Genomic DNA, 22,597 nt, shown 5'->3' with positions numbered 1-22,597 from the left:
TATAAGTATTGTACCATTTCCAATCGATATATAAGCTATTTTCTCATCGTTTTATAGCGAAAAGTGAAAAGAAGACCTAAACTGAAAGGTGGATTAAGAAGGAGGTTTAGCGGCAGGTTAAGATAAAGTTTATGATGTCATAACAGTAGTGCATTTTTTTGTGTCCTTAAAAATTTTTAAGTAATATAAATAAACACTTCACTGTTAAATCTAGAAACAGTGAAGTGTTTATTTAAGTGCTCAGCTAGCACCACCTTGATAAATTCCTTTTAATCGTTGTACTGGCTTGCTACGAATAAGTTCTAACAAGACACCATCTATCTCAAAATCGCCGTAGAGGACATCGCTAAGCTTCAAAGTCATTGTCTTTCTCCTTTCACCATACCTATCATGTCTTTAAGCCAAAACCGGTTGGCCTACTTCTTATCATACGTTAGTTTTACAAAGTCTCTAAATGTAAACGTCATTTCTTGCTTGTATAATAATTGAGGCATTAAATACACCCAATGTTAATCAGTACAAGAACAAAAAAGCTCTTGTGCTCATTAACATCCACTGGAGAACAACATACTCTGTACCCCAATGCCTGCAGTATTTGTCATGGACAGCGCCTCATAATAAGATTATACCGCTTTTGATTTTGAATCCGCTTTTTGTTTTTTGTTTCGCATGGAAGCAAGGCCAACAAATAAAGCCACTAACGACAGTATGCCACCTGCTACACGTCTGTTCATAAAATACCTCTCTTTGATAAATTGAAAAAATGTGTTCCAGTGTAGAAGGATAACATTATATTACATGAGGAGCAAGTGGGACTTATTCAGTAAGATAGTCAATGTGAAAGGAGAGTATGCAAAAGAGAAGATTTAACGCTTTAAGTGGTCCCGCCTATACGTGTTTGTATGTGATTATGTTTATTGGTGTGTATTTTTCATTGTTTATTTTGGAATTGTAGTATAGTATTCGCCTTGTTTCTAAAATTTAATTTACATAACAGATAAAGTACGTAAAATTTTATCTTATGTGGTTATCATATTTAGAGAACCAATAAATATTTGGATTAAATTGTATATATAGTTACATAATGGTATATTAAAAGAAAAAGGAGATAGACAAATGCAACGATTACTCTATTATTTCTTTGCAATTATACTAATTTTCAATTTAATTGGTTGTTCTTCGAATACCTCAAAAACATCTGAAACAAATGACACAACAGAATTGATGATATTGAAAGATAACGAAATAGAGAATATAAAATTATTAAAATCACAAACTGCTAAAGAAGATTTCATAATCACCAAACATCAAACTTCAGATGATTCCTTAATCAAAGATATTGTCCGAACAATAAAAGATGGTTCACCAGTTAAATCGCAGTTAAGTGAAAAGGAAAAAAAATCCTTAAACACAGAAATGGAAGTTAACTTTAAAAACGGTTCAACAGAAACTCTTTTCATCTTAATTAATGATAAAAAAGAGATTTCTGTAATAAAAGAATCCGGTTACGGTTATAAACTTAAAGAGGATGCTCCTAAGTTAGTAGTTGATTTCTTCTCTAAAAAAGAAGCAAATCTATAATAATTAAAAATACATATAAAGTGAAACTTTAATCAGTGGGGGTTTTCTTCATCCCCCACTGATTATCAGCCCTCACCAATCGGGCTTTTACGGGCAGTTTATCTCCCGCCTAACTTCTTAAGAAAAGCGGAAGCGGCTCGCTCAGAATCGCAGGACACCCACGCACAGGGCGGAGAGGCGCTTTTGGCCTCGTCCGAGGGGGCGAAACGACCGGAGATTCTAGCCGCTAAAGCTGGACAATGCTTCCGCTGAATTTTGAGGCGGGAGTATTACTGCCCGTTAATGCGGGATAAAAAAGGTACCGATTTTGTGAGAGCACTGAAAAAGTCCTTTTTTTAAAAAAGAAGATAACTCTCTACTACGTATAGGAAATTATCTTCTTTTTAATTTCCGTATATTCATAAAAATTCTGTCATTTACTTAAAGTAGATACTTTTTCAGCATTAGAGTTGTACATGCTTTGGAATTTCTCCTTCTGGTACTTCTCCATCCATACTCAAATAATAGTGCCGAATTGGTTTTAAGTTATCATCTAATTCATAAACAAGCGGAATGCTCGTAGGAATATTTAATGTAACAACGCCATCATCAGATAAGTGATCTAAATATTTTACAAGCGAACGAATTGTATTACCGTGCGATGAAATAATAACTTTCTCACCCTTTTGTAATACTGGCACAATTTCTTCATGCCAATACGTCAGAACACGTTTTTCTGTATCTTCTAGACATTCGGTAAGCGGAAGTTCCCCTTCTTTTAAATATTTATATCTAGGGTCTGAAACTTCATAGCGCGGATCGTCTTTCGTAAGTGCTGGCGGTCTGACATTTGTACTTCTGCGCCATATATGTACTTGTTCTTCTCCGTACTTCTTCGTCGTTTCATCTTTATTTAATCCTTGTAGTGCACCGTAATGCCGTTCATTTAAATGCCACGATTTATAGACAGGCACCCAAGCAAGATTCATTTCATGAAGAATAATCCATAGCGTTCGAATTGCTCTTTTTAATACAGAAGTGTATGCAACGTCAAACGTATAACCATTCGCCTTTAATATCTGTCCTGCTTCTCTCGCTTCCTGTAATCCATTTTTCGACATATCAACATCGGTCCATCCAGTAAACCTATTTTCCACATTCCATACACTTTGACCATGACGAAGAAGCACAAGCTTAATCATAACAATATCTCCTCCAAGCAAAAAAATGTTTTACATTTATAATGTACTACTCTTATATTGTTCTTAGTTTCAATTTAGATAATTCAGTGTCAGAAAGGTCGCGATGTTTGTAATCCATTAGTTGAACTTTACCTCCACCTTTTACTCGAAACCGCATCGTCTCTTCTCCATACGGTGGATTATGGGCCCCTTTAAACGTAATAACTTGAACAATAACATAAAATTCAAATTCCGCTTTATCTTTTTCAATACTTAAGATTTTTTCATCTCCTCTGTACCATAACCTACCTTCATCATAATAATCTTTTACAGCACCACCGATATACTCTACAAGTCGTTCAATAAGAACTTCCTTTAACAGTTCTTTTGGTACAGGTATTCTATTTATAACCTTTTTCTCTTCCCGTAAAACCGTCCAATTCTCATGTATCTTTTTTATATGATAAAGAACATTCTCACCATTTTGTTTTACTATATGAACATATCCCAAATTCCCTTTTACATACACTCTCGGCTCTAAAACCCATTGTTGTTCTCTCCGTAAAATTTCAAAAAATATTTTTGTTAGGGAAGTAATTTTCCCCTCATTTATAAGTTCAGTAAAATCGTCTAGAACGTACAAACGGGTTCCACTTATATTCACATCAAAATAATCTTGTATGTTTTTCTTTTCTTCACTTTGTACGAAGCTAGTTAAAGAAAACATAAATAAAGTGAAAACGACGATTGTAACAAGTTTCTTCATCAAATCACCTCGCCCGTTAGTATGTCCTAAAGTTTTTACGTATAAAAAAACATGAGTCCTCTTTTCAAAAGGTACTCATGTTCAATCATTACTATATTTCTATCGTCCGCGCTGTTTCTGTCCTGGCTTTGCACTGCGCTTCTTTTTGCTCGGTTGACCAAAACGAGATTTCTCTGTTTTCGGTCCTTCTTTTCTATCACGGCGTCCAAATTGACCAGATTGCTTCTTCTCTTTAAATGGTTTCTTTTCCCTTGGCTTTTGTGATTTTTGTTCCTTTTGCGCAGACTCTTGTTTGTTAGGTAGTTCTACTACTTGTCGTTGCAATGATGCGTTAATTCCTTTTTCAATTTGCTGTAAATACATTTTATCTTTTGGCGCAACTAATGTAATTGCCAGCCCGCTTCCACCAGCACGACCTGTCCGCCCGATGCGGTGAATGTAACTTTCGACATCTTCTGGGATGTCGTAGTTAAATACATGCGTAACACCTTCTACATCAAGTCCTCTTGCTGCTACATCTGTTGCGATTAAATATTGAATTTCAGCATCACGAAAACGCTTCATAACACGCTCGCGTTTTGCTTGTGATAAATCACCGTGAAGTTCATCACAGTTATAACCGCAGCCTTTCAGTGCTTCATACAATTTTGTAGCTCTACGTTTCGTACGGCAGAAAATAACTGCTAAAAACGGTTGGTCTCGTTCCATAAGCTCACGCAGCGTATCTTGTTTTGCGCGGTCTGTTGTTTCAACGACGCGTTGTGTAATATTATTTACTGTAACCTCTGCACTTTGAATTTTTATAATTTCAGGTTTTCTCATATAGCGCTTTGCAAGAGATTGAATTTGCTTAGCCATCGTAGCAGAAAACAACATCGTTTGTCTCTCTGCAGGTGTTTGTTCAATAATTTCTTCTACCTCTGGTAAAAAACCAAAATGCAGCATTTGATCCGCTTCATCTAAAACGAGCATAGATACATGTGATAATTCAATTGTCCCGCGGCGTAAATGGTCTAATAATCGGCCAGGCGTCGCGACCACAATATGTGTATTTCCTTGTAACTTCTTCATTTGCTGCGAAACATCTTGTCCGCCATAAACAGCAAGCACATGAATATCCTTTACATGTACAGTCATTTTTTCAATTTCGCTTGTGATTTGCAGCGCTAATTCTCGCGTTGGCGCTACAATTAACGCCTGTACATGACTAGACTGCGAATTTATTTTTTCTAATATCGGCAAAATAAATGCTAATGTTTTTCCTGTTCCTGTTTTCGCTTGTCCAATAATATCTTTTCCTGCTAGAACTACTGGGATTGCTTTTTCTTGAATCGACGTCGATTCCGCAATTCCATTTTCTCTTAATGTATCATTTAACGTCGTGCTAATTCCTAATTCTAAAAAATCTTTCAAATCGATCACTTCTTTTCACTATTTTTCATATCAAATATTGATTGTACCATTTATTTAGCTAAATATGAAAAATAAGATTACATTTACTCAATTTTTAATATGTAAAACAACCCCTCACTTCAAAACGTGCTAACGTTTAAGTGAGGGATTACCGGCAATTGAATAATATTTTTGTTTATCCCGCTTTAACGAGCAGTAAGACCCCCACCTCAAAATTCGGCAAAAACAAAGAAGTTAGGTGGGAGATCAACTGCTCATAAAAGCCCGATTAGTTCAACTAATAATCAGTGGGAGATGAAGCCCCCCGATTAAGGTTTCACTTTATTTTTTTCTCATTTCTTTTTGGATATTTCTTAATGCTTTTTTAGAGCCACGATCTATATCATGTTGTAACTTTCTCTCTTTATAACTTACAAACAAAGTGTTTAAATCGTAGCCTTCTGGATATAACTCTGCTGCTTTCAATTCCAGAATAACGCGCTTACAATTCACTTCAATAAACTCTTCTTTGTATAGTACTACAATAGTATTGAAACTATCTTTTTTCTCGTATACAATACCAGAATCATTATGATCTAATAATTTTACTTTGTCTCCAACCTCATACTCATAAGTTTCTTTCGTTTTCACCGCATTCACTTCAGGCTTCTTTATTTTATTTTCTTTTACTAGCTCTAAGCTATAATCTTTATTTTTCATATAACACTGCGCTCGCTCCAAAACACGTTCCTGTACATTCATCTTTCTAGAGATCCAAAGTGCGTTACTATCTCCAGATTCCCCAATCATTAACTGATACATCGGCTCTAATGTTTCATTATGAAATTGCATAGCCGCATTCATGAAGTCACTGTGAATTTCTGAGAATCGTTTAATTTCACCATAATGAGTCGTCGCAACTGTTATACACCCCATATGATAAAACTCTTCTAAAATGGCAATTGCAAGTGCAGCACCTTCATTCGGTTCTGTACCACTACCAATTTCATCAAATAACAACAACGTATTATTGTTAGATATTCTCATAATTTCTGAAATATTTTTCATATGTGAAGAAAAAGTACTTAAAGCATTTTCAATACTTTGATTATCACCTATATCTACAAAAATAGAATCAAAAAGGGCAATTTCAGTCTCTTCATCACCATGAATATGAAACCCTGACATTGTTGCTAAAGTTAATAATCCGATTGTTTTCAAAACAATTGTTTTTCCGCCAGCATTTGGTCCCGTAATGACTAAGCTGCGATATTCTTTTCCAATCTCAAAATTTAATGGAACAATCTCACCTTGTAAAAGAGGATGTTTACATGCAACTAGTTTTATATATCCATGACTATTTAATTTCGGTGCGATACCATCAATACTTTTACTAAATTTAGCTTTCGCGAAAATCATATCATATTGACTTATAAGCTCAATATTTATTTTTATATCACTAACATTCTCAAAAATCATTCCTGATAAAGTCGCTAATATTTGATACTCCTCTATCGCCTCTTCCGCTTTTAAACTCGCTAACTCCCCGCTTAATTTTGAAATAACAGCAGGTTCCATAAATACTGTTGAACCTTTAGAAGAAATCTCTACAATTGTTCCTGCAACTTGATTTTTATAAGAAGCCTTAATTGGAACAGTATATCGATCATCTTTTTTACTAATAAAGAATTCTTGAATATACTCCTTATTTACACTACTTCTCAAAAATTTATTTAAGCGATCTCCAATCTTTTCTTCTGCTGCTTCGATATGATTTCGAATTCGCTTTAACTCCTTACTCGCAGCAGAATCAACTCGATTCCCTTTAATCGAAAAATAAATCTCTTCCTCCATATTTTTGAACTCTGACATAGAGTATGCATAAGAACTTAAAACAGGCGCAAAAAATGCTTTACTTAACATAAATCCCTTAATTTTTCTACATCCTCTTAAAAAATCTGATACGCTCACTAATTCACCTGGTTCCAAAATCATCCCTTTTTCAAGCTTTCCAATAATGTTTTCTATATTAGATATCCCAACTAATGGGACGTGACTTTCTGTATTTAATATCGCTTTTGCTTCAGTTGTTTCTTGTAAGCGATTCTTAACTACTTTCATATTTGAGCTTGGCTGTAATTTATCTAGTAGTTGCTTTCCTAATCCACTTACACAATATGATTTTACGATTTCCTTTAATTCGTTATACTGCAACTTTTCAAATGTCATTGTATTCATTTTTGTTCTCCTCACTATGATTTAATAATTGAATCATGTATGAAGATACCTAATAATAAGATTTCAATAAGTTTATAAAAAGTAAAACTTCTCTCAGTAGGGATTGTTCTCCATCCATACCGAAGAACTCTTCCACCCCAAAAGTAGTGAGATAAAGTGAAACTTTAATCAGTGGGGGTTTTCTCCATCCCCCACTGATTATCAGCCCTCACCAATCGGGCTTTTACGGGCAGTAATACTCCCACCGAACATTCTAATTTTGAGGTGGGAGTATTACTGCCCACGAATAGCGGGATAAAAATAAAAAAGCTGCGGGGATACCACAGCTTTACATACATTTACAAGACAAGTGTAGAAACAAATATCTATTATTAAACAAACCTTCTTGTAATAAAGGTCTAGGTCTTTAATAATAAATACCGCTACATGCTTTATAAAGTATTGTAGGTATCTTCATAGGTAACTTAAATAAATCCATGGCCAAATACAGGGTATATATTGAGATAAAAATACCCTTCGTCATCAGATTTATTTCATTAAATTTTTTCCTATTTAGATACTACTCCACTCACAAAAAGCACCTCGTCTAATTTATTTTTTATTCTTATTGAAATCTAAATTATGGAATAATTATACTATATGTACAAAATCAAGTAAAGGGTCATGCTTTTTTCTTATCGCTTCAATTTCTTCTAAATCATTATTACTCAAGAAAAGTAAAATTGTTCTCTCCATCGTAATTACACTTTCTTTCTAAAAAGAGCTGTCCAAAGAAATGGTTCCCCAAATACTTCATTCGGTTGCTTCATTTCTTGCATTTTACGCAGCTCAACAACCTCAAAATCTTGAAAAACATCGCGTAGTTTTTCTTCTGAATACGCAATTCCTCCCTGTAAACTCCAGCCTCGATATACATCCCAGTCTGATATTTCCGAACCATTTTTTTCATCTAATTCTCCTGCAGCAAAGCACGTTAAACCGAAATATCCATTTGGCTTTAATGATTTCTTGACTAACTCAACATAATGTACTCTTCGGTGAGGCGGGATATGATGTAAACAGCCAGAATCATATACGAAATCATATTGGTTATGGGTATGTAAATCGAAAATAGACTTACATATAAAATGAACTGGTACATTTTGCTCAGCCGCTCTTTCTTCCGCCCATTTTATCCCTTCTTCTGACAAATCAACTGCATCCACTTCACAGCCTGTTTTTGCTAAATACAAAGCATTTCGACCAGGACCACATCCTAGCTCCAACACTTTTCCTTTCCAAATCATATTTCTATCAAAATAAGAAACTAAATTTTCATCCGGTACATTAGCAAAGAAAGGTACTTCTTTATCACGATTAGAATAGAACTGATTCCAAAATGGTTCAGGAGATCTTAATAGAGAGTCTAACATTGTAATCACATCATCCATACTATATAAAGTTTCATTTTTCATGAGTGAATTTCCCCTCCTATAAATTATAGTTACATTACAATTATACCAAATATTAACTATATTTTATTATTCCCATTCGAAATCATTTGAATATTAAAAACCAATTGATGCGAGTTAAGCCATTCCTGCATACTGTAATGAAATATTTTCTTGTATCTATTAATATAATTACAGTTTTTATTGAGCAGCTATTAAGTAGTACTGTTTATTTGTAACAACTAAATAAATCCTTATATATGATGAACATTCACGATCGTCATGTTCTATTTCTAATGATTGTTGTTTGCATTCGGGACAAATTCTCACTTTTTTAATTTCCTCTTGAATCTTTAAAAAATAATCGCATCGTATCTTAGCTTGTTCTAATGTAATTCCACATTTTTGCGCATACAATCCTACTTCTGAATAAATCTCAACATTTCGTCAATACTGTAGATACCATAATATTTCTCCAATCTCCCTGGAGCCGAGCAGTTAGCTTTTGCTAGCTGCTCTTTTATTTCGTTTTCTTTCTAACGCTTCTTCATAAGAAGATGGGCAAACTGTAAATCCTTCCAAGCTTATCGCGCATTCCTCACATATCCAGTTCCCATAAAGTGAAACTTTAATCAGTGGGGGTTTTCTTCATCCCCCACTGATTATAAGCCCTCACCAATCGGGCTTTTACGGGCAGTTTATCTCCCACCTAACTTCTTAAGAAAAGCGGAAGTGGCTCGTTCAGAATGTGAGGGGGATGGAGCTTCTGACGTAGAGGTGTTTTTTACCTCGCAGGAAGAAGCGAAGCCACCGAACATTCTAGCCACTGGAGCTGGACAATGCTTTCGCCGAATTTTGAGGTGGGAGTATTACTGCCCGTTAATGCGGGACAATTTATATCTGGTTCTTTTATATATCCTTTCTTTCCATCTGCGTATGGATTAAATGGAATATATGCAGTTATTACATTACAAAGTTTTTCAGCCTCATTTCTATACAAAATGAAATTTTCATTTTAATCCCTTCGCAATTCCATGAATAAATTGCAGTCGAACCCTTTCAAAGAATGAATCATATAGTGATTTAAACAATCCCTGATAAAGTAGGTGAAAATATGCCGTCTGTTGTTGGGAACTTAGTCGTTCAAAATAGTAACGGTTCTTTTAACTTAGGAGACTTCTATAATGTATCTCCGAAAGAAAATACGAAAGCTTATAACGGATCCGGTTCATCTAACGTTGCTTTTGTTCTTAATACCTTTAACGGTGTAAGCGGTACGAATACATTTGATTCAGATGTAGCTGATCAAAATCAAATTGGAACAGTCTAAAATTTTTTATCCTTTTCTCTCCACTGCATAATATTTCAAATCCCGTTTATACTACAGCAAATTTTAGCGAAGCGACCCCATATTTCTTTTGTAGAGTAGTTAGCTTTTGCTAGCTTCTCTTTTTATTGAACTTGTACCACTTTCGTTTTCCTTCACTACGATAATCCTCGAACAGATCAAATTTTACTGAGATGAATAAGTTTCCATTAAACAGCTATTATTTTTTATTATTATTTACTATAAATTGTATTCAGTTCCATACGGAATCGTTGAAAAATATATTCCATTTTGTGTAATATGCATTGGGTAATAATATTGCATTGGATAGTAAGGTTGCATACTTTGTTGCATTTGTTGTGCCTGTTGCTGTGCTTGTAATGCTTGTTGCACAGCTTGAATTGTACTTTGCGCTCCACTATACGTTACACTAGCACCATACCCAGCAGGAATTCTCATTTTGTTGTTAAAATAAGGGTAAAACATTATTATTCAACTCACTTTCGTATAAGTTACTACAAAATATGTTATGAAGATTAATTTTGGAAAGTGTTAAGTAAAACGCATTATCTAATTCGTTACCTTCCTACCGAATCTTGGTCATGCTGATATGTGTATATTACTTTGTTCAGAGTTAAAGGTCCTGACTGGTGTTGTAAGGCTATTTCTATATTTTATAATTATCATTACGGTATATGAAATTTTTGATATTTCGCTCCTAAACTAAACAAACGAGCATTGATCTATCAATGCTCGTTTGTTTAGTTCTTAAATTTTTCTTTAGCCGCACGCATCTTCACTTGTAAATCGTAATCGACAGCGTTACGAATGTTACGTTCTACTGCTTCCATTTCTTTTTGAAATCCTTTTAGATAGATCGTAAGTTCTTCTTCTTTCTCTGAACGCTGCGCTGGTGGAATTTGTGCAATGAGTGACAACATATCTACTAAATCTTTCATTAAAAAAGTCTCGAGTTTATGTTGCTGTTCAAACATACGATTTTCTTGATAGTATGGAATAGCTTGCAGTACAGAGATTGTCACATCATCAATACATCTTTGCAATGATGGATTTACGGAACGCTTGTACATTTGAATATGTTTTAATGCGTCTGGATAACGGTCATAAAAGTATAACTTGTAAAACGAGAAATCATTTGGCTTAGATGGTTGCTGTAATTCTCGCTTCAAGAACTCTTTTACTTTCATCGTTGTCATTTCCATATCTTCACTTGTAACTTGCTTTGTTGTTTTTACAGTGTAATGGAGTTTTTTCTGTTTTTCCCTCGGCAACATTGAAAAAATTTGTTCTTTCGTTCGCTCATTGGCTGTGCAAAAAAGAACGGTAAACGCTTTTTGACTACTGCTTCCTTCCGTACGAATCCAGCGGTAAAACAACGGATGCTGTGTAAATTCTTGTAAGAATGGTACTGTGCTGTGTGATAAACGCTCCATTGAGTCTGTCGTTCGTTTATACGGTTTTTTCCATGATACATAAAATTTCCGCCCAAAATAAGCAAGTAAAATTACTGCTGTAAGTCCTAACAAAAGGACTATGCCTATAAGCAGCAAAATAAATTCAAAGAAACCCATGTTTTCACCCCCTCTATTGCAGTCTATTTAGCTGGACGCTGAATGAGCTTCTTTTTCATTTCATCGTTGAACGAGTCTAGTTCTTTTACAAACACTTTACTTGATTCAATGATACGCTCTGTTGATTTCTCAGACGCTTCAATCGCTGCAAATACGTTTTGGAATGATTCGCGAAGCTTCTCCATACCGATTGCTGGATTTTCTAACAACTTAGTCGTTTCTTCTGTATTTTGCTTTAACGCTTGTGAATTACTTAATATCATAGATTCAATTGCTTCGTTTGTCGCATTCACAGCATCAATCGTTTTCCTTTGATTCGTTAACGCCAATTGGATTGCTGCTGATACTGTGACAACGTTTTGCGTCATTGTAATTGCATTTCGAATCGCTTCTGTTAACTTTTCATTATTTTTCTTAATGATATCAACAGAGGCAATAGATTGTAACAACACGCTCTTTGCTTGCTGCATGTTACGCGTACGTACAAGAATCTTTTCTAGCGCATCGTTAATTAATGGAACATCTTTTTGCCGCTCTGGATTTTGTTTTTCTACTTCCAACATGTCCGCAAGCTTCTTACCTAAATATACTTGTTTATCAAGCGCATGAATCTTTTGCTGAGATTGTTCTTTTAACATTTCTAGGCCGATACTGTCTTCTCGTAAATTATCACGACCGACTAAGAGTTCCTTAATAATCTCTTCAATTTGTTTATCAATGGATTGATATTTATGAACATATGTTTCCATCGGATTTTTCTTAAATACTTTGTGCATAATTCGTTTCATACCAGTTGCATGTAATGAATTCGGATCTAATTCCGAAACAACTTTTCGTAAATCAAGCAATGTTTTAGGAATATCTTCATTTTTCCCATTCATCATCGCCGTTACTGGACGTTTTAATGCTGTTAATGTCTGTCCTGCATCACGTTGTTCTTTATCTCCTAAATCAGCAAGTTGTGCCAGTACTTTTGAAAGGTCTGCATTATGCTCACTATTTAACTTTTGCACATACAAATCTGCTTCTTTATTTAGTTCGATTAATTCATCATCTTTAATAACTGTATCTACGACTACTTCTAAATTGTCCTCTACTGATAAGGTTTCCTTCTTTTGCAATTCCGTCAACAAAATCGCTCCTTTATATGCATACACTTATAATTATGGTTAGGTGACCATATCTTTAAACGACCTATTTTACAATCATTCTCCGTTTTATATTATAAGTATACCTATTGTATTTTTAATTGTCCTCAGACTTAAGGCTGAGAAACATCCATTCTTAAGTCGGATTCTGTAGTTTAGAGATTTACAATTCTTTTTAAGTGAGTTTCCGCAAGACATAGGCACCCATCTTAAAAGGCAATAATACCGTTTCAAAGCCCTTCTCTTCTTGTACTAAATCAAAAAAGTTCTGTAATTCATCCGCATGCGAAGTTGCATTATCAACGACGATAATTCCTTTAGGTATTAAAATGCGTTTTAGGTCTTCCCACCACCATATATATTGCGTTCGTTCTGCATCTAAAAAAATAAAATCATACGACTTGTCTAGCTGTTCTGATAAAAATGCTCCTGCTTCTTGATTATGGATATGAATATAGTTTGTGAGATTTGCTTTTTGGAAGTTTTCATTTGCCTCTGCCACTCGTTTCGATGAAAGTTCAACTGTTGTAACAGTCCCCTTTGTTTCTTCTGCAGCATTAGCAAGCCATAATGTAGAGAATCCATTCGATGTTCCAATTTCTAATATGTGTTTCGCTTCACGCATTTTCACCAAAATAGATAAAAACTGCCCCATTTCTTTAGACACGTTGCGCAATCTTTCTTCTCTCGTTTCTTTTGTGTGATCATGTTCTAGTCCGAATACTTCAAGATCTTGGAGTAACTTTTCTACTTCTATTCTCATACAAAATCCCCCTTACATATATCTTTCATTGCTAAACACAAAAAATAGTATATGGATGATGTTAAAAATAAGAGGTAGGTCTACCTACAATTATATGCTATTAGAAAGGCTTTTTCCTGTATAAAGGCGAACTATTATTCCTTAATTGCAAAAATAAATAAATGAAGGTGAATTCGTGAAAGAACAACTGATTCATAAAGCTACTTATTTAAAGCACAGTTGGCAATTCAAAGAGTATTACACAAAGAGTAAACTGCGCAATAATATGTAAAAGGTGGTACAACTTTTGAATTGTACCACCTTTTACGCAAAACTTATATTAAAATAAATCATTTCCACTAATCTCTCAAACGTTTCCTAATATCCGCTGCTACCTTAGTAGGATTATCAATTTCAAAAACAACATACTTATATTTTTCGTGACCTTCTAATTCAATCATGACAAGAGGTACTCTATTTTCATAGGAAAGAAAATACCATTCATCAGCATATTTAAAACTTCCCTCAAAAATATTAAGGGCAGAAATAGATGTTCCTGGCATCCGAAGCATCCAGCTCGGAGCATCAAAATAATCTACAAATACACTTTTAATCGTATGAAATGGCATTTTTAAAGATAATTTAACCGCAAAAAAACCAGTTACTCCATTCAATTTCAAAACTACACCTTCATCATCAAATTGTACTTCTCTCCCCATGTTCTCCCCCCTAGCTTTTTATATACCCGTCTATCATCTATTCTTCCCTACTAATGATAAAGTGAAACTTTAATCAGTGGGTGTTTTCTTCGTCCCCCACTGATTATTAGCCCTCACCAATCGGGCTTTTACGGGCAGTTTATCTCCCGCCTAACTTCTTAAGAAAAGCGGAAGCGGCTCGCTCAGAATCGCAGGACGTTGGAGCACCCGACAGAGAGGCGCTTTTTGCCTCGTCCGAGGGGGCGAAACGACCGGAGATTCTAGCCGCTAAAGCTGGACAATGCTTTTGCTGAATTTTGAGGCGGGAGTATTACTGCCCGTTAATGCGGGATAAAGCGCAATAAGTCTTCTTCCCCATCAAATTTGCCTGCTTCAACAAAACCAAAACCTTTATACAACTGACGAGCAGCATCATTTTCTTTATGAACTGTTAAACGAATTTCTTTGCACTGCGAATATTGATTTATAATCCAATTCACCATCTTACGTAGGGCCGCTCTACCATATCCTTTACCTTGATGCTTTTCATCAATGATAAATCCATTAATCCAATACATATCATCCGTATTTTCCACATAAGCATGCATCACAAAACCAATCATTCCCTGCTCTTCTTCATAAATGGCAAAGGGCAGATAATTCACATGATCACCATCTGGTTTCACATACACTTTAGCGAGCGATACCGCTACGGTAGGAACGAAATGATTTTGAACATCTTTTACTTTTAATCTTATAGCCTCTTGCCAATTCTCCCTTGTTACCGTTTTTAATTGCACTTCCATCTCATTCTCTCCTGTTTGTTCAAGATTGTATAACTTCTTCTTTACTAAATTCTAAAAGTTCAATTACATTACCAAACGGATCCTTACATGCACGAAAACAACCTGGAGGACATTTTTGCGGCGTATCGTAAATCATTTCGATACCTTTTTTTATAAGAAGCTATCGTTTCAATTAAATTGTCTGTTTCAATACCTAAAACAACTTGAGCTTGTTCTGGATCATTCACATTCGTTATTTTTTCTACTTTATTTAGAATAACAGGAACTTCATTATGCTTTAGACCGACAATGCAATCACTGTATTCTTTCGAAACTTCAAATACTAATTTTTCACAGTAAAATTCTTTCGCTTACTGTCTATTTGTTACGTTTATAGAAGTCACACAAATGTTTGGCATCTGTAAGACCTCCTCACCATTAATTTAGTTCTATAATTCTCTATTTGCTAAGATTTTCCTTCTGTTTTATAAATGTGCTTCTCATCACTCAGTAAGCTACAGTAAATTATTTATCCTTGATATTACATGTATTACCAAATAAACCACATACTAAGTTTGAACTTATTTACAATAAAGTGAGGCTTATTACATGATAAAACCCCCTAAAGCAATTATTGTTATTTTTGGTGCGACAGGTGATTTAGCAAAACGTAAATTGTTTCCTTCCATTTATAGACTGTATCGAAGCGGGAAAATCTCTGAAGATTTCGCCGTTGTTGGCGTTGCTAGAAGACCTTGGTCTAATGAAACATTTCGCGAAAATGTCAAACAATCTGTTCATCACTTTCCAGATGATGATGGAAGTCAAGATACATTCGCTTCCCATTTTTATTACCATCCTTTTGATGTAACAAACATATCTTCTTATCAAGAGCTTAAAAGTTTGTTAAGCACTCTTGATGACAGATATAACGCGACTGGAAACCGCATTTTTTATTTAGCAATGGCGCCTGATTTTTTTGGGACAATTGGCACAAATTTAAAATCAGAAGGATTAACTTCTACAGAAGGATGGATTCGATTAATTATTGAAAAACCGTTTGGGCATGACTATGACTCAGCTCAAGAACTAAACGATCAGCTGCGTCAAGCGTTTACAGAAGAACAAATTTACCGGATTGACCATTACTTAGGAAAAGAAATGGTACAAAACATTAAAGTCATCCGCTTTGCCAACGCTATTTTTGAGCCTCTTTGGAACAATCAATATATTGCCAACGTGCAAATTACTTCAAGTGAAATATTAGGAGTTGAAGATCGAGGACGTTATTATGAGTCTTCCGGCGCTCTCCGTGATATGGTACAAAATCATATACTACAAATGGTTGCTCTTCTTGCGATGGATCCGCCTATTAAGTTAACAGCAGATGAGATTCGTAGCGAAAAAATAAAAATTTTTCGTGCTTTAAAATCGCTCTCAAAAAACGAAGTCGAACAATACTTCGTTCGCGGGCAGTATGGTCCTAGAATCATAAACGAAAAAAAGGCACTTGGCTACAAAGAAGAAAACGAGGTAGATCCAGCATCGAACACAGAAACATTTGTTGCAGGTAAGCTAATGATTGAAAACTTTAGATGGACAGGAGTTCCTTTTTATATTCGAACAGGCAAACGTATGCAAGAAAAGTCAACTGAAATTGTTATACAGTTTAAAGATTTGCCAATGAATTTATATTTGGGTCAGGAAAGAAAGATTCACCCTAACTTACTTATTATCCATATTCAGCCGGATGAGGGAATTACACTGCACTTAAATGCACAAAAAACAAATAGCAGTGTAACATCAACCCCTATTAGATTAAGCTATTGTAATAACTGTGCAGATAAAATGAATACACCCGAGGCCTATGAAATACTCCTATATGATTGCATGCGCGGCGATTCAACCAATTTTACGCATTGGGAGGAAGTGGCCCTTTCATGGAAATTTGTTGATGTTATCTCAAATGTTTGGGCAAATAATACAGCTGAAAACTTTCCTAACTATGAATCTGGATCAATGGGTCCTAAAGAATCTGATGCCTTATTAGAAAAAGACGATTTTCATTGGTGGCCAACTATAACAACTCGTTTCAAAGGAGAAAACGACAATGAAAATATATGATATAACAGCATCTATTTTTGAAGGAATGACTGTTTACAAAAATAAACCTGAAAAACAGCCGAAATTTTCCAAAGAAACAAATGCTCACGTCACCGAATCACGCATTGAATTAGATGTTCATACGGGTACACATATTGATGCACCTCTTCATATGATCAATGAAGGAAAAACGTTCGAAACCATTTCATTAGAAAAATTAGTGGGAACTGCTAAAGTTTTCGATTTAACAACAGTTAGAGATGGAATCACAAAAGCTGATTTAGAAAATCTTGATATTCAAGAAAATGATTTTATTCTTTTTAAAACACAAAATTCATTTGAAAATGAATTTAACTTTGAATTTATTTTTTTAAAAGAGGACGGTGCGAATTACTTAGCAGCACGAAAAATTAGAGGAATTGGGATAGATGCTCTTGGTGTTGAACGTAGTCAACCAGGACATCCTACCCATAAAATATTATTTGGCGCAGATATTATCGTAATTGAAGGATTACGTTTAAAAGAAGTCTCACCTGACAGCTACTTTATGGTGGCAGCGCCATTAAAATTAGTTGGAACAGATGCCTCTCCAGCACGTGTTCTTCTTTTAAAAGATATTCAAGTTTGAATGATTTCCACAATCCATAAATAGCCCTATTCTCTTCGGAACAGGGCTATTTAAACGACTTGAATATCGAATGAACTCTCCATTGATGTATAATTATTTCAATCACACTAACTATTCGTTCTTCTCATTTTTCTCCACAGCATGACCACCAAATTCATTGCGAAGTGCTGCTACCACTTTCCCAGTAAATGAATCGTTTTCTAACGAACGATACCGCATTAGTAATGACATAGCGATAACTGGCGTTGCCGCTTGCAAATCAAGAGCCGTTTCAACCGTCCATTTCCCTTCACCTGACGAATGCATAATCCCTTTAATTTCATTTAATTTTGCATCTTTAGAAAATGCACGTTCTGTCAATTCCATAAGCCATGAGCGAATAACTGAACCATGATTCCACACTTTTGCTACTTTTTCATAATCATAATCAAATTCACTTTTCTCTAATACTTCAAACCCTTCACCAATCGCAGCCATCATTCCATATTCAATGCCATTATGCACCATCTTTAAAAAGTGACCACTCCCCGCTTTCCCTGCATATATATAGCCATTTTCTATCGCTGTATCTCGAAAAATAGGTTCTACAATAGCCCAAGCTTCCGGGTCTCCGCCAATCATATAGCAGGCTCCGTGACGAGCGCCTTCTGTTCCGCCAGATGTTCCTGCATCCATAAAATGCACGCCAGCTTCTTTGAACTCATTATAACGTCGAATCGATTCCTTATAGTAGGAATTTCCCGCTTCAATTACTATATCCCCTTGACTTAAAAACGGCTTAATTTCACTCATCACCGAATCAACAACAGCATGTGGAACCATAATCCAAATGACTCTCGGTTTTTCTAATGAGCGAATGAGTTCCTCTAATGTAGCTGTACCAATAGCACCGTACCCCTCTATTTCCTTCACTGCATTTGTATTTAAATCAAAAGCAACTACTTCATGCTTTTTATCAATTAAATTTTGTCCTAAGTTAAGTCCCATTTTCCCTAAACCAATTAAACCAATTTTCATGTTCATTTCCTCCTAAAATTCCTATGTACTTATCTTTCTCCATATTGACAACCTATAGTTACTCGAAAAATCTCATTTCCGGAAAAGTCTTGGATTTATATTTCTCTGTATATATGAACTCAGGCTATCATTTCCCCCTCACAAATCACAAAAAACAATACTTTCCAAATATATTTTGCACAAATTCGTTTTAGCAGATACACTATAACTAATTCTTGGAATTTAAATTTTCAAACAATTAAAGAGGTGTTAACATGTATAAGAAACAACTCATAAATTCTAATAACATCAATTATTTATTATTTGAGCCTACACATGATAATAAGCATGTTACAATTATTATTTATCATGGTTGGGGTTCAAGTATATACAATCAAACTTTTTTAGCAAGTATTTTAGCAAATTTCGGCTACACTGTTATCATTCCCGAAATTATATACCATGACTCTAGAGAAGCCTTGTCAAGTTACTTTTCCAAAGCTATTATGGAACATTATTTTTGGAAAACAATTATACAATCTGTTGAAGATGTACGAATGTTTATTCAAAGCCTTCCCCTTTCTGACCATAAACTTATTATCCTCGGTAGTTCTATGGGAGGTTTCATTGCTTCTGGTGCTTTTGTTCAAGAACAACAAATAGATGCATTAATTAATATAAACGGTTCAGCGGCCTGGTTAACTTCTGAAGAGATATTTCAAAAACAAGGTTCCAATGCTTATCATGAAATTGATGCTATCGAGCAATTAGACCCTATTAACTTTTTACATAATTTTAAAAATAGACATATCCTCTTACTTCACGGGCAGGAAGATACAGTTATTTCTCCAATTGGGCAGCAAACTTTTTATGAACAATCCCTAGCATCTGGAGAAATTGAACATTCTCATCTCTCACTTACTCTCTATCCTCATATAAAACACTCTATTAGCTTATCGATGTTAGAAAACATCGTAAATTGGATAGAAGAAAGATTTGTTATAACAAAAAACACTCATTAATCATAAGAAGATGAGTGTTTTTTACTTCATTATGCAAAGTGTGAAAAGAAACATAAGATAGCCGTTTTGGTCAACTTATGCTTCTAATATGCATACAACAAAAAATACAATGAGCCGCCCATATGGACAGCTCATTTACATAAATTTCGTTCTCGGAAGTTAAACAGAAAATAAGATATATATTCTCGTAAAAGTCTTTTGTGTCATTATATCTCAAGTGTTTGCGATTTAATTTTTGTGCATTTCCAGTATGTCTTCGATCCGTTATTTCTTAAAATGCCATTTGGAGGTACTTGTTTTAGTATTAGTAGGAGTGTAAGCATATCTACTGATGATGCCATTGAGTTCAACAGTATTAAACATTTTAAAGTTGTTGTCAATGCACCGAAAACACTTAATAGAAGTGGTATTAGGATTGAAATGATAAAAAAAGGGGCGATTGTAATAAGCACAAATCTTAGTTTTGAAATCTCTTCTTCTGTTGCAACAAATCCTCCAAAGAAAGTGAGTCCAATCCATGTTTTTTCTGATTTAATGAAATTAGGTATAAAGATTAAATGAATTAACTCGTGAAGGATTACAAGAAAAATAATGAAAAGTAGGGATACTAAGTCGATGGTTATGAATACCCCCTCTGTTGTTAATCCAAACTCATGTAAAGATATATCGGAAAAAATATTGATTATCCCTATCGAAATGAGTGCATTTATAATCATAAAAGGAACAGACAGCAAAAGAGCGTTGACAAAATTTTTAGGTTCTTTCATCGGAGTCCAACCATCTTGTGTGAGCGTTATATCTAAAGTCTTATCCCCCTTTGGTACACTATTTCTTATTTTCACCATGTTTTCCACTCCTTTTATAAAATAAACAGCAAACCCCTCCTGTTTAGAGAGGGTGTCTGTTCTAGCTTTTTGATTTGTAAATCTTGTTTGCTCTATTTACGCTAAGGAACGTCAGAATAGTTGCAAACATAAAAAGGACTACCCAATATCCGCTTTCCTTTACAGCTAAAACAATTGATAGTATCGCAAACAATATTGCAATTGCAAAACCCCACATGGTTTTGGAATCCCTCAACACTACCCAATTCATTTCCTCTCCCCCCTTTCCTAATTATACCATTCAAGAGAGATGATGTATTGTATATTTTTGGATGTATACCATATACATGTTTATTTTGTTCATACTCTTTTTCTATACAAACAAAAACACCCGAACAATTCGATTTTTTCGAAATCTTCATTCGATTTGTGGTAATATTAATTTAAAATAATCCATACAGTATTTTATTTAGAAAGGGAATATACATATGTATCACTATGTAACAGACATATAGTAACTGTAGTACATGTCGTGGACCTCCTCTTATATTCCAGCTATAAAAATATAACTTAGGAGGAATAACCATGAAGGATACTTTTTATCATTTTGTTAAACAAGCTAATACACCTTTTCAAGGATGGAATTTCTCGTTTCTAACAGATACCGGGAGACTAAGTACAGAACCACTTCCGTGGAGCTATTCATCAATCGTATTACAATATATGCATAGCGTAGATCACATGCTAGATATGGGAACTGGTGGCGGTGAGTTTTTATCTTTACTAACCCCGCTTCCTGCTAGAACTGCAGCAACAGAAGGATATGCTCCCAATATCACTTTAGCAAAAGCAAAGCTAGAACCTTTAGGTGTTTCTGTTCATGCAATCGAGGATGATACAACATTGCCATTTGCAAACGAACAATTTGATTTAATTATTAACAAACATGAATCATATTGCGAGGCAGAAGTAAAAAGAATTCTAAAGCCAAACGGAGTTTTTATTACCCAACAAGTTGGCGGATTGGACAATTTAGAATTAAATCACCTTCTTCATGCATATACTAAAAGTGAGTATAGTTATTGGGACATGGAATATGCCTCCTCGCAACTGAAACAATCTGGATTTCAAATACTTAAACAACAGGAATACTTTCCTTATCAACGCTTTTACGACATCGGAAGCATTATTTATTACTTAAAAGCTATTCCATGGCAAATCCCTGATTTTTCGGTATCAAAATATGAAGAACAATTGCTTCGTATCCATAACCTTATTCAACAAAACGGATATATTGAAGTAAAAGCACATCGCTTTTACTTTATAGCTTCTTTTTAATTCATCGCCTCTCCAAGCTAATTCATTCCGCATGGAGAGGCAGTATGCTAGTAAAACCAAAAATGTTACCATCACTTGCAATATTTCTCATTTCATTGTAAAATGAAAACATAGAATGCAATATGCAAGCAAATCCACTTCACATATTATCAAGCATCAATAGGGATGATATGCGTTCCTTATGGATTTTTGATAATATGTGAATTTTTATTTTCCTTAGAAATAAGACGGATCATATTACATTTATTTTCTTTATTTTTAGGAGGCATTTACCATGACATTAACAGGTAAAGTAAAATGGTTTAACAGCGAAAAAGGTTTCGGATTCATCGAAGTTGCAGACGGAAATGACGTATTCGTTCACTTCTCAGCTATTACTGGCGATGGTTTCAAATCTCTTGACGAAGGTCAAGAAGTGAGCTTCGAAGTTGAAGAAGGCAACCGCGGACCTCAAGCTAAAAACGTTGTAAAGCTATAATTTAGACAATAAAAAGGTTGTTAACACGAACGGTTAACAACCTTTTTAATTATATAAACACATATTTCACATAAAAGGAGTGGTCTCGTGTATCGTAATAAAAAGAATGACGTTGCAGAAGTAGCACCGGAAGAAATCCCAGTTTGGGAATGTGAGTCAGAGGAGTGCTTAGGGTGGATGCGAAAAAACTTTGCATTTGAAAAACACCCAAAATGTCCTTTATGTGGAAGTGAAATGAAAAGCGGAGAACGTTTATTGCCTCGATTGGGATAAAATATTTGTAAGCACCTTGCAGAATATTCTCTGCAAGGTTTTTTTTATACTCTCCTATAATCATTCAGCCCCCCTT

The 22,597-nt window shown here is 34.8% G+C and carries 22 protein-coding genes and 1 pseudogene; 8 read left to right on the top strand and 15 right to left on the bottom strand.

Going from position 1 to position 22,597, the window contains the following annotated elements; all coding sequences use genetic code 11:
- Positions 1-243 precede the first annotated feature (243 nt).
- A pseudogene (locus tag MR076_RS04905) lies at positions 244-357 on the bottom strand (HD domain-containing protein); the annotation flags it as partial.
- A 759-nt stretch (positions 358-1,116) separates the two neighbouring features.
- On the opposite strand from MR076_RS04905, the gene MR076_RS04900 reads away from it, so the two are divergent.
- A complete protein-coding gene (locus MR076_RS04900) occupies positions 1,117-1,581 on the top strand; it encodes a hypothetical protein (protein ID WP_242218242.1) in 465 nt (154 codons plus the stop codon).
- 443 nt (positions 1,582-2,024) lie between these two features.
- On the opposite strand, the gene gpmA is transcribed toward MR076_RS04900, so the two are convergent.
- The 5 genes from gpmA to MR076_RS04875 form a co-directional block, all read right to left on the bottom strand.
- Positions 2,025-2,762, bottom strand: a complete 738-nt coding sequence (gene gpmA / locus MR076_RS04895) for a 2,3-diphosphoglycerate-dependent phosphoglycerate mutase (RefSeq protein ID WP_242218240.1) — start codon at positions 2,760-2,762, stop codon at positions 2,025-2,027.
- Between the two features lie 52 nt (positions 2,763-2,814).
- Complete coding sequence (locus tag MR076_RS04890) at positions 2,815-3,507, bottom strand: DUF3888 domain-containing protein (protein WP_242218238.1); 693 nt, start codon at positions 3,505-3,507, stop codon at positions 2,815-2,817.
- 99 nt (positions 3,508-3,606) lie between these two features.
- Positions 3,607-4,929, bottom strand: a complete 1,323-nt coding sequence (locus MR076_RS04885) for a DEAD/DEAH box helicase (RefSeq protein WP_242218236.1) — start codon at positions 4,927-4,929, stop codon at positions 3,607-3,609.
- A 312-nt stretch (positions 4,930-5,241) separates the two neighbouring features.
- Entirely contained in the window at positions 5,242-7,137 is a 1,896-nt protein-coding gene (locus tag MR076_RS04880; protein WP_242218233.1) for an endonuclease MutS2, read from the bottom strand.
- A gap of 740 nt (positions 7,138-7,877) precedes the next feature.
- Positions 7,878-8,591 (bottom strand): class I SAM-dependent methyltransferase, encoded by a 714-nt coding sequence (locus tag MR076_RS04875; RefSeq protein ID WP_242218230.1) that lies wholly within the window; start codon positions 8,589-8,591, stop codon positions 7,878-7,880.
- Positions 8,592-9,681: 1,090 nt separating this feature from the next.
- Between MR076_RS04875 and MR076_RS04870 the strand changes: the two genes are divergently transcribed.
- The gene (locus MR076_RS04870; RefSeq protein WP_035434858.1) at positions 9,682-9,897 is read left to right on the top strand and encodes a spore germination protein; all 216 of its coding nucleotides are present in this window, start codon (positions 9,682-9,684) and stop codon (positions 9,895-9,897) included.
- A 237-nt stretch (positions 9,898-10,134) separates the two neighbouring features.
- Here MR076_RS04870 and MR076_RS04865 read toward each other — a convergent pair whose 3' ends face one another.
- From MR076_RS04865 to MR076_RS04840, 6 genes are all read right to left on the bottom strand, one after another.
- Positions 10,135-10,380 carry a DUF3947 family protein gene (locus MR076_RS04865; RefSeq protein ID WP_242218228.1) on the bottom strand — a complete coding sequence of 82 codons (246 nt, stop codon included), beginning with the start codon at positions 10,378-10,380 and terminating at the stop codon, positions 10,135-10,137.
- Positions 10,381-10,655: 275 nt separating this feature from the next.
- On the bottom strand, positions 10,656-11,486 hold the full coding sequence (locus MR076_RS04860; RefSeq protein WP_242218226.1) for a DUF3974 domain-containing protein: 831 nt from the start codon (positions 11,484-11,486) through the stop codon (positions 10,656-10,658).
- A 23-nt stretch (positions 11,487-11,509) separates the two neighbouring features.
- The gene (locus MR076_RS04855; RefSeq protein WP_242218224.1) at positions 11,510-12,616 is read right to left on the bottom strand and encodes a toxic anion resistance protein; all 1,107 of its coding nucleotides are present in this window, start codon (positions 12,614-12,616) and stop codon (positions 11,510-11,512) included.
- 193 nt (positions 12,617-12,809) lie between these two features.
- The gene (locus MR076_RS04850; RefSeq protein ID WP_242218220.1) at positions 12,810-13,397 is read right to left on the bottom strand and encodes an O-methyltransferase; all 588 of its coding nucleotides are present in this window, start codon (positions 13,395-13,397) and stop codon (positions 12,810-12,812) included.
- Between the two features lie 338 nt (positions 13,398-13,735).
- The gene (locus MR076_RS04845; protein WP_242218218.1) at positions 13,736-14,095 is read right to left on the bottom strand and encodes a hypothetical protein; all 360 of its coding nucleotides are present in this window, start codon (positions 14,093-14,095) and stop codon (positions 13,736-13,738) included.
- Positions 14,096-14,415: 320 nt separating this feature from the next.
- Positions 14,416-14,880, bottom strand: coding sequence for a GNAT family N-acetyltransferase (locus MR076_RS04840; RefSeq protein ID WP_242218215.1), 465 nt, complete (start codon positions 14,878-14,880; stop codon positions 14,416-14,418).
- Positions 14,881-15,468: 588 nt separating this feature from the next.
- Between MR076_RS04840 and zwf the strand changes: the two genes are divergently transcribed.
- On the top strand, positions 15,469-16,983 hold the full coding sequence (gene zwf, locus MR076_RS04835; RefSeq protein WP_242218213.1) for a glucose-6-phosphate dehydrogenase: 1,515 nt from the start codon (positions 15,469-15,471) through the stop codon (positions 16,981-16,983).
- Complete coding sequence (locus MR076_RS04830) at positions 16,970-17,590, top strand: cyclase family protein (protein WP_242218211.1); 621 nt, start codon at positions 16,970-16,972, stop codon at positions 17,588-17,590. The genes zwf and MR076_RS04830 overlap by 14 nt, the downstream gene beginning before the upstream one ends.
- Before the next feature lie 111 nt (positions 17,591-17,701).
- Here the strand turns inward: MR076_RS04830 and gnd are convergent, their stop codons facing one another.
- Positions 17,702-18,607 carry a phosphogluconate dehydrogenase (NAD(+)-dependent, decarboxylating) gene (gene gnd, locus MR076_RS04825; RefSeq protein ID WP_242218209.1) on the bottom strand — a complete coding sequence of 302 codons (906 nt, stop codon included), beginning with the start codon at positions 18,605-18,607 and terminating at the stop codon, positions 17,702-17,704.
- Between the two features lie 254 nt (positions 18,608-18,861).
- On the opposite strand from gnd, the gene MR076_RS04820 reads away from it, so the two are divergent.
- The gene (locus tag MR076_RS04820; protein ID WP_242218207.1) at positions 18,862-19,608 is read left to right on the top strand and encodes an alpha/beta hydrolase family protein; all 747 of its coding nucleotides are present in this window, start codon (positions 18,862-18,864) and stop codon (positions 19,606-19,608) included.
- 206 nt (positions 19,609-19,814) lie between these two features.
- On the opposite strand, the gene MR076_RS04815 is transcribed toward MR076_RS04820, so the two are convergent.
- Complete coding sequence (locus tag MR076_RS04815) at positions 19,815-20,453, bottom strand: DUF3267 domain-containing protein (protein ID WP_242218205.1); 639 nt, start codon at positions 20,451-20,453, stop codon at positions 19,815-19,817.
- Between the two features lie 61 nt (positions 20,454-20,514).
- Complete coding sequence (locus tag MR076_RS04810; RefSeq protein ID WP_242218203.1) at positions 20,515-20,703, bottom strand: hypothetical protein; 189 nt, start codon at positions 20,701-20,703, stop codon at positions 20,515-20,517.
- Positions 20,704-21,017: 314 nt separating this feature from the next.
- Between MR076_RS04810 and MR076_RS04805 the strand changes: the two genes are divergently transcribed.
- From MR076_RS04805 to MR076_RS04795, 3 genes are all read left to right on the top strand, one after another.
- Positions 21,018-21,770: a class I SAM-dependent methyltransferase gene (locus MR076_RS04805; protein ID WP_242218201.1), complete on the top strand. Its 753-nt coding sequence runs from the start codon at positions 21,018-21,020 to the stop codon at positions 21,768-21,770.
- Between the two features lie 274 nt (positions 21,771-22,044).
- On the top strand, positions 22,045-22,248 hold the full coding sequence (gene cspD / locus MR076_RS04800; protein ID WP_000176366.1) for a cold-shock protein CspD: 204 nt from the start codon (positions 22,045-22,047) through the stop codon (positions 22,246-22,248).
- Between the two features lie 87 nt (positions 22,249-22,335).
- Positions 22,336-22,521 (top strand): cold-shock protein, encoded by a 186-nt coding sequence (locus MR076_RS04795; RefSeq protein ID WP_090911505.1) that lies wholly within the window; start codon positions 22,336-22,338, stop codon positions 22,519-22,521.
- Positions 22,522-22,597: the final 76 nt, after the last annotated feature.

Source organism: Bacillus cereus group sp. BfR-BA-01380, from assembly GCF_022663535.1.
In the GTDB taxonomy this organism is placed as follows: Bacteria; Bacillota; Bacilli; order Bacillales; family Bacillaceae_G; genus Bacillus_A; species Bacillus_A cereus_BB.
The sequence above is the reverse complement of the archived record's forward strand: the minus strand, read 5'-3'. Positions and strand labels throughout refer to the sequence as shown.